Source organism: Dellaglioa sp. CoH-57-MRSF-17, from assembly GCF_056782015.1.
In genome coordinates this window covers 251424-263302 of the sequence record NZ_JBXAXY010000002.1, presented here as the reverse complement: position 1 = coordinate 263302, position 11879 = coordinate 251424, and the positions used below count along the sequence as shown (strand labels likewise).

The 11879-nt window shown below is 31.9% G+C and carries 11 protein-coding genes; 9 read left to right on the top strand and 2 right to left on the bottom strand.

The window, feature by feature from the left end; translation table 11 throughout:
- Positions 1–8: 8 nt before the first annotated feature.
- From rpsA to AC1RPJ_RS03195, 6 genes are all read left to right on the top strand, one after another.
- Positions 9–1253: a 30S ribosomal protein S1 gene (rpsA, locus tag AC1RPJ_RS03220; RefSeq protein WP_481761343.1), complete on the top strand. Its 1245-nt coding sequence runs from the start codon at positions 9–11 to the stop codon at positions 1251–1253.
- Positions 1254–1344: 91 nt separating this feature from the next.
- The gene (der, locus tag AC1RPJ_RS03215) at positions 1345–2655 is read left to right on the top strand and encodes a ribosome biogenesis GTPase Der (RefSeq protein ID WP_409022510.1); all 1311 of its coding nucleotides are present in this window, start codon (positions 1345–1347) and stop codon (positions 2653–2655) included.
- A 198-nt stretch (positions 2656–2853) separates the two neighbouring features.
- Positions 2854–3129 carry an HU family DNA-binding protein gene (locus tag AC1RPJ_RS03210; RefSeq protein ID WP_409022511.1) on the top strand — a complete coding sequence of 92 codons (276 nt, stop codon included), beginning with the start codon at positions 2854–2856 and terminating at the stop codon, positions 3127–3129.
- A 154-nt stretch (positions 3130–3283) separates the two neighbouring features.
- Positions 3284–4543 carry a tetratricopeptide repeat protein gene (locus AC1RPJ_RS03205; RefSeq protein WP_481761342.1) on the top strand — a complete coding sequence of 420 codons (1260 nt, stop codon included), beginning with the start codon at positions 3284–3286 and terminating at the stop codon, positions 4541–4543.
- Between the two features lie 82 nt (positions 4544–4625).
- The gene (locus AC1RPJ_RS03200) at positions 4626–5096 is read left to right on the top strand and encodes a GNAT family N-acetyltransferase (RefSeq protein ID WP_481761341.1); all 471 of its coding nucleotides are present in this window, start codon (positions 4626–4628) and stop codon (positions 5094–5096) included.
- Positions 5097–5230: 134 nt separating this feature from the next.
- Positions 5231–5836, top strand: coding sequence for a sugar O-acetyltransferase (locus AC1RPJ_RS03195; protein ID WP_481761340.1), 606 nt, complete (start codon positions 5231–5233; stop codon positions 5834–5836).
- A 96-nt stretch (positions 5837–5932) separates the two neighbouring features.
- Here AC1RPJ_RS03195 and AC1RPJ_RS03190 read toward each other — a convergent pair whose 3' ends face one another.
- Both AC1RPJ_RS03190 and AC1RPJ_RS03185 read right to left on the bottom strand, forming a co-directional pair.
- On the bottom strand, positions 5933–6763 hold the full coding sequence (locus tag AC1RPJ_RS03190; protein ID WP_481761339.1) for a site-specific integrase: 831 nt from the start codon (positions 6761–6763) through the stop codon (positions 5933–5935).
- 91 nt (positions 6764–6854) lie between these two features.
- On the bottom strand, positions 6855–7715 hold the full coding sequence (locus tag AC1RPJ_RS03185) for a YitT family protein (protein WP_481761410.1): 861 nt from the start codon (positions 7713–7715) through the stop codon (positions 6855–6857).
- A gap of 173 nt (positions 7716–7888) precedes the next feature.
- Between AC1RPJ_RS03185 and dapB the strand changes: the two genes are divergently transcribed.
- From dapB to AC1RPJ_RS03170, 3 genes are all read left to right on the top strand, one after another.
- Positions 7889–8674, top strand: a complete 786-nt coding sequence (gene dapB, locus AC1RPJ_RS03180) for a 4-hydroxy-tetrahydrodipicolinate reductase (protein ID WP_409022516.1) — start codon at positions 7889–7891, stop codon at positions 8672–8674.
- Complete coding sequence (locus tag AC1RPJ_RS03175) at positions 8671–9885, top strand: CCA tRNA nucleotidyltransferase (RefSeq protein WP_481761338.1); 1215 nt, start codon at positions 8671–8673, stop codon at positions 9883–9885. The genes dapB and AC1RPJ_RS03175 overlap by 4 nt, the downstream gene beginning before the upstream one ends.
- 96 nt (positions 9886–9981) lie before the next feature.
- Entirely contained in the window at positions 9982–11877 is a 1896-nt protein-coding gene (locus tag AC1RPJ_RS03170; protein WP_481761337.1) for an ABC-F family ATP-binding cassette domain-containing protein, read from the top strand.
- The last annotated feature ends 2 nt before the right edge of the window (positions 11878–11879 follow it).

Genomic DNA, 11879 nt, shown 5'->3' with positions numbered 1-11879 from the left:
CATTGTCCATGAGTAATATTGAAGAAAATAATGATTTACTAGAAGCATTAAATAGTGTAAGTGAAGTTAAGGTTGGTTCTGTTATAAAAGGTGAAGTTTTAGCTATCGATGATGCTAAACAAGTCATTGTTGGTATTGAAGGCGCCGGTGTTGAAGGTGTTGTACCAGCTAAAGAACTAGCACTTAAAGCTGGTGAAGAAACAGAAGACGTTGTCAAAATTGGTGACGTTATGGATTTAGTTGTTATTTCAAGTATCGGTGGCGATAAAGAAGGTGGTAGTTACTTACTATCACAAAGAAGAATTGCTGAACGTGAAGTTTGGAATGACTTACAAAAATTAGCTGATGATGATGCTACAATCGAAGCTACAGTAACACAAGTTGTTAAAGGTGGATTAGTTGCTGATGCTGGTGTGCGTGGATTCGTACCCGCTTCAATGATTGATGATCGTTTTGTTGAAGATTTATCAAAATATAACCATCAAACATTAGATTTCAAAATTATTGAAATTGACCCAACTGAAAATAGATTAATCTTATCACATAAAGCAATTGTTAAAGCTCAAAGAGATGCTCAAAAAGTAGAAACTCTTAAAACTTTAACAGTTGGTGAAGTTGTAACAGGAACAGTTGCCCGTTTAACTAACTTCGGTGCATTTGTTGATCTTGGTGGTATTGATGGACTTGTTCATATTTCAGAAATTTCTTACAACCGTATTTCTAAGGCAGAAGATGTCTTATCAGTTGGTGAAGAAGTTAAAGTTAAAGTATTGGCAATCGATTTAGATAAGAATCGTATTTCATTATCAATCAAACAAACATTACCTCAACCATGGGATAATGTTGAAAATGATATCCATGTAGATGACGTCTTAGATGGTACTGTTAAACGTTTAACGACATTTGGTGCATTTGTTGAAGTTATGCCTGGAATTGAAGGATTAGTTCATATTTCACAAATTTCTTACACACATATTGCTACACCAGGCGAAGTTTTAAAAACTGGCCAAGCTGTTCAAGTTAAAGTACTTGAAGTACATCCAGCAGAACATCGTTTAGCTTTATCAATTAAAGCTCTCGAAGAAAAACCAGCAACAGAAGAAAAACCTGAAAAGAAAAAAACAGTTAAAAAAGCTGCACCAAAAGCTAAAGCTCCTAAATCAACAATGAGTGGTATGCCAGAAGAAAGTACTGGTTTCACACTTGGTGATATTTTAGGTAAAGCATTAGAAGATGCAGATACTAACAAATAATTAAAATATTATTTTTAAGTAACGACTGAACTGTAGTTCAGTCGTTTTTATTATTTATTACAAAAGATATTTAGAGAGTGAGGTACTATCTATGGCAAATCCTGTTGTAGCAATTGTTGGACGTCCTAATGTTGGAAAGTCCACAGTTTTTAATAGAATAGCCGGGGAAAGAATTTCAATTGTTGAGGATACTCCTGGTGTTACACGAGATCGTATTTATGCTCATAGTGAGTGGTTAGCGCAAAAATTTAGCTTGATTGATACTGGTGGTATCGATATCGGTGATGAACCCTTTTTGACGCAAATCACTGAACAAGCACAAATCGCAATCGATGAAGCTGATGTTATTGTTTTTCTTGTAAGTGTAAAAGAAGGCGTAACGGATGCTGATGAGAAAGTGGCTAAAATTTTATATCGTTCTGATAAGCCAGTTATTTTAGCGGTTAATAAAGTTGATAATCCCGAGTCTAGACAAGATATTTTTGATTTCTATTCATTAGGATTTGGAGAACCATTTCCAGTTTCTGGTAGTCATGGCCTTGGGGTTGGTGACTTATTGGATGAGATTACAAAGAAATTCCCTGAAAATATTCCTGATGAAGATGACAGTCGAATTAAGTTTAGTTTGATTGGTCGTCCTAACGTGGGTAAGTCTTCATTGGTGAATGCAATCCTGGGTGAAAATCGTGTTATTGTTTCACCTATTGAAGGGACTACACGTGATGCAATTGATACAGCTTTTGATACTGAAGAGGGCGATATGTTCTCAATGATTGATACAGCTGGTATTAGAAAACGCGGAAAAGTATATGAAAATACTGAAAAGTATTCTGTACTACGTGCCATGCGTGCTATTGATCGTTCAGATGTTGTTTTAGTTGTGTTAAATGCTGAAGAAGGTATTCGGGAACAAGATAAGAGAGTTGCAGGGTATGCCCATGAAGCAGGACGTGGTATCATTATCGTCGTAAATAAATGGGATACTCTTGAAAAAGATAATCATTCATTATCTGATTTTGAGGCTAATATACGTCAAGAATTTGCATATCTTAGTTATGCTCCTATTATTTTTGTGTCTGCAATTACACAGCAACGATTATCTAAGATACCCGAATTAATTAAACGCGTAAATGAAAATCATAGTCGTCGTATTACATCTTCAGTATTAAATGATGTCATTATGGATGCAGTAGCCCATAATCCAACGCCAACTGATAATGGAAAACGTTTAAGAATTTACTATGCAACACAAGTAGCAATACAACCACCTACATTCGTTGTATTTGTTAATGATACTGATTTGATGCATTTTTCATATGAACGTTTCTTAGAAAATCAAATTAGAACATCGTTTGATTTTGAAGGAACACCAATTCATGTTATTGAAAGAAGAAGAAAATAATTCAAATTGATAAAACGCTACCATGCCATCTTTTTTTCTGCTAAAGTAGTTAAATACCTTGATGTAATACGTTTTGTATGGTATCTTAAATAAAGAATTAGTAGAGTAATCTCTGGTTCTATTATTATTATTTATTTTAAATAATAATGGCTGAATATTTTTAAATATTCGGACACATTTTAGGGGAGGTGAAACATTATGGCAAACAAAGCACAATTAATCGAAAATGTTGCAAAAGAAACAGGATTGACAAAAAAAGATGCTACTGTCGCAGTTGATGCTGTATTTGGTTCAATCCAAAGCACATTAGCTACAGGTGAAAAAGTTCAATTAATCGGTTTCGGTAACTTTGAAGTACGTGAACGCGCTGCTCGTAAAGGTCGTAACCCACAAACTGGTGAAGAAATTCAAATCCCTGCAAGTAAAGTACCTGCATTTAAACCAGGTAAAGCTTTAAAGGATTCTGTTAAATAATACTTAGAAAAAGCTAGTACAATTCATTTTGTACTAGCTTTTTCAATCTATAATTTATTTTATAGACAATAGTTATGTACGAGATTACTAGCTATTGTGTGTATGATAGATTAAACTAAACCATATTAATTTAATAATGAAGGGAAGTTATTTAATGACGCATTCAGAAATTATGCTAGACTACTTGGACGAAGGACAAATTGATGAGGCAATGAAAGAATTTGCCAGAGCATTAAGAAAAGACAATGATGCAACATTATTTAGTTTAGCAGAAGAGTTATATAGCTTAGGTTTTTTAGCTCAATCTAAACGTACTTATGAAAGATTATTAGAAAAATATCCAGAAGAAGATACTTTAAAAACATTCCTGGCAGATATTGCAATTAGTGAAGGAAAATCTGATGAAGCACTTAACTATTTGTCAGAAATTGAAGAAGATTCAGAAGCTTATCTTCAGTCTCTTATGGTTGCTGCCGATTTATATCAGACACAAGGTATGTTTGAAGTTAGTGAAAATAAATTATTAACTGCATATAAGTTGGCTCCTGAAGAAGAAGTTATCCAATTTGCTTTAGGCGAACTATATTTTAATACAAAACAATTTAGTCAGGCAATCGGATTTTATCTTGAATTAATTAAATCAGGACAGACTGAACTGTCACAGGTTAACTTAGTACAAAGATTAGGTGTTAGTTACGCAAACAGTGGGCAGTTTGAAAAAGCAATGGCATATTTAGAACAAATTCATTTAGAAAATATGGACTCTGATACTAAGTTACAGATGGGTTTAACCTATCTACAATTAAATGATCAACAAAAAGCAATTGATATTCTTTATGATTTGAAGGAAGAAGATCCTTCGTATACATCCTTATATCCAATTCTTGGTCAAGCACTTTCAGATGAGAATAGATTGAATGATGCTTTACTTGTCTATCAAGAAGGGTTAGCGGTTGACGAGGTAAATGATACATTGTATGAACAGGCAGCGACTGTTGCCTTAAAATTGGACGATGAGAAGCAAGCTGAAAAGTATTTAAATAAAGCAATTGATATTAATCCAGATAATACTGGCATATTATTACAATTAAGTAATTTATTAGTTAAGCAAGAACGTGATGATGAAGATATTAAATTACTAGAAGATATCAAGAGCGACGGAGATGTAGATCCTCAAATATTTTGGAATTTAGCTATTTCATATGAAAGACTTGAAGATTATGATAAAGCTGAAGAAAATTATTTAGAAGCATACCCTTATTTTACTAATCAAGTTGACTTTTTAAGATCTGTTATATTTATTTTTAGAGAGAACGGACGACAAGAGGAGTTAAAGGACGCAATTAAACATTACTTAGCTTTAGTACCTGATGATCAAGAAATTATTGATATTCAAAATGATATAAATTATTAAAATAAAACGTTTATATCATTCTTTTGGTATAAGCGTTTTTTGTTAGCAATTTGTAAGATTTGCTTAAAGAAGGGGAAGTAAAATGATTACAAATCAGATAGTGATACCAAAATTAGAAGATAGTACTGAAATATTTAATTTAATTAGTCGTAATCGTCTTGAATTAAGTGAGTGGCTTCCATGGGTTAATGCTATGAAATCGATTAATGATGAAATAATTTTTTTAAGAGACTCTTTTAAGGATGAAACTAAATTAATTTTCGCTATAAAAATTAATAAGAATATCGTTGGCATGATTGATTTACATGGAATAGATTTACATATGGGAACTGCTGAGGTTGGTTATTGGTTAGACAAGTCGTATGTAGGACGCGGAATAATGTCAAAGGCCTTAACAGAACTTGAGAAACTAGCTATAAAGGAATATAAGTTAAAAAAATTAAAAATAATACTAGATTTGAATAATATAAAAAGTTTGAAAGTAGCTAAGACTAATAATTATCACTTTATAGAACAAAATGACCAAAATTTAATTTTTGAAAAGAGATTATAGAATTTATGATGGTATATTTATAAATGATATTATTATTTTTTGCTTTTTAATTGCTATTAAGGATATAATTTTAGATAGGTAATGTTGTTTAAATGGCGATTAATTATCTAAAATTATATATCGGGGGTAGGGACATGAAAGATTTAAACGAAAAAGAAATTGAACGATTGAGTAAAAAAAGTATTACTGAGAAAATTATAGATGGCGATTGGTACCAATATTCTAAAGAAGAATGGGCTCAAAAAACTGTTAAAACAAGTGCACAAACTATTTATAAAATAAATAAATTGGCGGCTCATGATACGAATGATGCAGATAAAATGCTTAAAGAATTTTTACCTAATATGGAAAAATCTGCTGAAATATATTTTCCAATTTCAACTATAGAATGGCCGGAAATGTTAAAAATAGGGTCAGGCACATTTATTAATTCTAATTTACAGATTTTAAGTGCAGGACAAATAACAATTGGAGAACACTGTTTCATTGGGCCTAATTGTCAGTTATATACACCTAATCATCATTCTATGGACAAAAATTTACGTCGTGAAGGATGGCAATATGATGCACCAATTACAATTGGTGATGATTGTTGGTTTGGTGGATCAGTGATTGTTTTACCTGGTGTCACGATTGGAAATAATGTCGTCGTTGGTGCTGGTAGTGTGGTAACAAAAGATGTACCTGATAATGTTTTAATCGCAGGTAATCCAGCACGAATTATTAAGACTATTGGTTAGATAAAGTTATGGCGAAAAGTAGCATAATTTAAAAATATTTGGGCAACAAAAAGGAGCTAGAATTTTTCTAGCTCCTTTTTGTTGCTCTTTTAAGGTTTATATGATTAATTTTTGTTCAATAATTAAATGACGGTAGTATAAAAGTGAATTTGGATCAATTCTTAACGTCATCATAATTTCTGAATCTGTCATCGTATTGTTAGTGAGAATAGAAAAACAAATAGCTGACTGGTACAGCAGACGTGGTGAAACATTTGGCGCAATAAATTGTAAATCTTTCTTTAAAAATTTATGTAGACCAGGTAAAGATAATAAAGGTGCTTCAACATTTTTACGCAGTTTTAAAAAGCAATCGTTGGAGTTTTGTAAAATTTGTAGTTGTTTAATATAGGTATTGAATTGCTTCAAAAATAATTCCTCTGTTTCCGTAAATGTTAATTGTTTAAAGCTAACGAAAAAACCAGGTTGTAAGATTTCTGAAATTTTAAAGAAATGCCGTGTCATTAATAAAACAAGTCGAGAATAGTAGCTAATTTCTGAATTTAAAAGATAAGAGTCGAAGTCTATTAACCAATTGAAGGTTATAACAGAATTTGCGATATTTTTTTTCCCTTTTAACATTAATGTTGGAATATGAGTATTTATCTGATGGGTAAATAAATATTTAAAATAACCATTCAGATGCGATAAAACCTTAGTATATGTTGAATTTTTAATATTTCTTTTATCTTGAAGCATAGTTAAATATTGACGAACGTCTGATTCTAAGATAGTTTCAACCATTATTGAATTAGAGAATGCATCATTAAAATTTAGAAGATAGTTAAAAAAATCATGAATATCGTAGTTATATTCTAAAATTGTTGATGGGGACAAAGAGTTGGATTCTAATGATAAATTAAAAGCTTTTTGATAGGGATAATTCATTTAATTGCCTCCTTTAGTAATAAACAATAAGTTACTTTAACTATATCACACTAATAAAGCGCACTGCAAAAATCGCAGTGCGCAAGACCAATCATTTATTAAAGATATTAGTGATATTAGTGATTTTATTCTTTTTTTGTCGATTAAAACTAAACCCTTGTCCCAGTACTTCATTAACACTACTAATTGAAACAAAAGCATTTGAATCCTGGTTTTGTAATATTTCCTTCAACTGATGAAGTTCATTACGGTTGATAACAACATAAATCATTTTTTTATTTTGGCGAGAATAAGATCCCTCACCATTGATGTAACTAACACCTCTGCCTAATTTATCCCAAATTTCATTAGTTATAATTTGATATTGGTCACTAATTATTAAGATGCCAAGTCCAGAATAACTACCTTCAAGAGTGAAGTTAACAATTTTTGAGAAAACATATGAGCTTAGTAGGGTATACATCATATGCCTTAAATCTAAGTAGCTAAGTGATATGACCAAAACAGCAATATCAAGGGCAAGAATTGTCTTACCCATTTGAATACCACGTGTTTTTTCAAAAATTCGAGCCACTACATCAGTTCCACCAGTAGTACCACCAAAACGATATACTAAGCCTGACCCAAGGCCACCAAAAGCACCAGCAAGGATACCTGCTAAAAACAAATCATCATTTACATTAATTTGAATCGGAACACGTTGCCAAATCCATAAGAAAAGAGATAACATTATTGTTCCATATATAGTATAGACTAATGATCGTTTACCTAAAAAACGGTAACCAATAAGGATTAATGGAACATTAATTGCAATTGTTGAATACGCAGGATCAATATGAAACCAATAACGTAAAATTAAAGTAACTCCGGTTATACCACCTTCAGCAAGATGGTTTGTTATATTAACGGTTGCTAATCCAAATGCATAAAAACAACAACCTAACGCAATCATTACTAAATCGATTATTTTAATTCGTTCATTTTTTAAGATTAGTTCTACCCCCTGAAATAAATTCAATATAAATATCATACCATATTATCGATGAATGTCTGCTGACTATCATTTTAAATCTAGTATAAATCTGTTAAACTAGATTGTATTAATTAAAGATGAGGAGGATTACTATGATTAAAGTTTTGGTTGCTGGATTTAAAGGACGAATGGGTGCCACTACAACAAATATGATCTTAGAAAATCCATTATTTGAATTAGTTGGAGTCTATAGTACTACAGCTACAGAAAAAAATATAAATGAAATTACTGACTATAAGACAGAGAATGTCCCAATATTCAATAAGCTAGATGAAATAAACGTAGTTTCCGATGTTTGGATTGATTTTACTGTCCCAAGTGTTGTTTTCGAAAATACTAAATTTGCTATTTCGAAACATATGTCACCAGTTATTGGGACTACGGGTTTATCGGAAAATAATATAGCTGAACTTAAACAATTATGTAAAACAGAAAAATTAGGTGGATTGATTGCTCCTAATTTTGGTATTTCAGCTGTTTTATTAATGCAATTTGCGCAACAAGCTGCTAAGTATTTACCTGACGTTGAAATTATTGAAATGCATCATGATAATAAATTGGATGCTCCAAGTGGTACAGCCTTAAATACCGCAAAATTAATTGCTGAAGTTCGTAAACCTAAAATTCAAGGCAACCCTGATGAAAGAGAAACATTACCAGGTGCGAGAGGTGCAGCCTTTGAAGGCATGAGAATTCATAGTGTCCGTTTACCAGGCTATGTTGCTCATGAACAAGTCTTATTTGGTGGCGAGGGTGAAGCATTAACTATTCGTCAGGACTCATTTGACCGTATTTCATTCATGTCTGGTGTTGCATTAGCTACTGAAAAAATTGGACAATATAAAGAATTACTAGTTGGATTGGAAAATATATTATGATAGTTTCCAATCTTGCGGATGATTTCATTAATGCTGAACCAGTGATTAAAGCCATTGAAAATGCTGGTTTTGAAGCATATTTTGTCGGAGGAAGTGTTAGGGATACTATCTTAGGATTACCAATCCATGATATTGATATTGCCACTAGTGCATACCCTGAGGAAATTAAGGAAATTTTTAATAAGACGGTAGATACAGGTATTCAACATGGGACTGTTATGGTTTTAGATCATGGAGAAGGTTATGAAATCACCACATTTCGAACAGAATCAACTTATCAAGATTTTAGACGTCCAGATCATGTTGAATTTGTACGCTCTTTAGAAGAAGATTTAAAACGTCGTGATTTTACAATCAATGCCTTAGCAATGACACATGATGGACGGATTATTGATTTGTTCAACGGACTACAAGATTTAGAAAATCACATCATTAGAGCTGTTGGCACTGCTGATGAACGTTTTAATGAAGATGCTTTACGAATGATGAGGGCAATTAGATTTGCAAGCCAATTAGATTTCACAATCGAAATGGAAACGAAGAAAGCATTAAATAAACATGCACCACTATTGAAAAAGATTGCTATTGAACGGATTCATATTGAATTTATTAAATTACTGTTGGGAAAAAATCCTCAAATTGGACTTCGACATTTTGTTGAATCAGATTTAGTAAAATATTGTCCCGAATTTAATAATTATTTATCGGAACTAACTGATATGTCAAAAATGCAATCAATTAAACTTACATCAGAAGTAGCTGCTTGGTCGTTAATTATTCATGTTCTAAAGATAACAGAAACTAATATTAATCATTTTCTAATCTCATGGAAAAGTTCAAATGAGTTAATTACACACGTTCAAATAGTTATCAAAGCACTTAACGGTATTATTCATGATTCCGTTAATCGAGAACTGATGTATGAAACTGGATTAGAATTATTATTAATTGCAAATGAAGTTGCAGCAATATTTAATAGTAATTTAGATGCAGAAATGCTGACAGTTGCTTATACTGCACTTCCAATTAAGTCTAAAAAAGACATGGCAATTAATGGACGACAGTTAATAAAAGATGTTGGTATTCAACCAGGTGAAAAATTAGGCCAAATTTTATCCATATTGGAAAATCGTATTTTACTAGAAGAAGTCCCAAACGAATCAACTCAATTATTAAAAGTGGCTAAGCAACTAATGTTAAAATTAGCGTAAAAAAAGAGATTAAATATCATTTAATCTCTTTTTTTACAAAACATGCTTAGTAATACAAATTATAAAAGAGAATCAATTAGATAAGAGAGTGATTACATGCAAACACTGAGGGTAGAACATTTAAAGAAAACATACGGCGAAAAAACATTATTTGATGATTTAAATTTTATTGTTAATGAAAAAGATAGAATCGGATTGATTGGAACTAACGGTTCAGGGAAAACAACGTTATTAAATGCATTAACAGACCTTGACCCAGCTGATTCAGGAGATTTAATTAAACCAAATAACTATCGTATGAGTTATTTAAAACAAATACCAGAATTAAATGATGATATGACAATTATGGAAGCCGCTTTTGAAGGAGCTTCACCTATTTTTGAAACAATTCGTCATTATGAAGCTGTTTTAACAGCCTATAGTGAACATCCTGAAGATGAAAAATTACAGCAACGTTACTCAGATGCGGAAGATCGTATGAATCGTGAAGATGCATGGAATGCCGATAATGACGTTAAAACAATTCTAACGCAATTACAAATAACGGATTTAACACAAAAAGTCTCAACCTTATCTGGTGGACAGAAAAAAAGAGTTGGCTTGGCTCAAGTACTCATACAAGCTCCTGACTTATTAATTCTTGATGAACCAACAAACCATTTGGACTTTAGTTCTATTGAATGGCTAGAAAGTTACCTTAAAACGTACAAAGGAGCTTTAATTGTTGTTACTCATGATCGGTATTTTTTAGATCAAATTGCCAACCAGATTTTAGAACTATCATTTGGTAAATTACACTCGTATGAAGGTAACTATCAAGATTTCGTTGCTCAAAAGGCTGAAAGAGTTGCCCAGGAAGTTACCGCTGAGCATAAAGAACAACAGCTATATAAAAAGGAACTAGCTTGGATGCGTACTGGAGCAAAAGCTAGATCAACAAAACAACAAGCACGAATTAACCGTTTTAACGATTTAAAAGAAAATATGAATTCATTACAAATTGATCAAGATGTTTCAATTGGACTAGGCCAACAGCGGCTTGGTAAAAAGGTTATTGAGCTAAAAGAAGCTAGTTTAGTCTTAGAAAATCATAAAATTATTGATCATTTTAGTGAGTTGATTCAGGCGAGCGATAGAATCGGGATTACCGGTAAAAATGGTGCTGGTAAATCTAGTTTACTAAATGCAATTGCTGGAAAATTACCACTTAACTCTGGCGAATTACTAATGGGCGAAACGGTTAAATTAGGTTATTACCAGCAACAAACTGAACCCATACCTGGCGATAAACGAATGATTAACTATCTAAATGAAATTGGTGAAAATATCGAAAATAAACATGGCGAACGAATAAGTACAACACAACTTTTAGAGCAGTTTCTTTTTCCAAGATCGATGCATGGGACATTAATTAGACAGCTATCCGGTGGTGAAAAAAGAAGACTCTATCTCTTGAAATTACTTATGCAACAACCAAATGTCTTATTACTAGATGAACCTACAAATGATTTAGATATTGGAACATTAACAGTACTTGAAGACTATTTAGAATCTTTTAATGGCGCAGTTATAACTGTCTCACATGATAGATATTTTTTAGATAAAGTTGCAGATCAATTACTTATTTTTGAAGGCGATGCTAAAATTAATCGTTATACTGGATTATTTACATCGTACCTTGCTAAAGAATCACTGGATGATGCCGTATCAATATCAAAAAAAGAAAAAATTATCGAACACGACACCATTTCTGACGATAAATTAAAAGTTAAATTAACTTATGCTGAACAAAAAGAATTTGAAACAATTGAACAGACAATTGATAATTTAGAAGCTAAGAAAGAAAAAGCTGAAAGTGATATGTCGAATATCAATGGCAATGATTTTGTAGCATTAAGTGAACTACAAGTGTCAATTGATAATTTAGATGATGAAATTGAAGAAAAGATGAATCGTTGGGACTATTTAGGTAAATATGCAGAAAAGGGGTAATT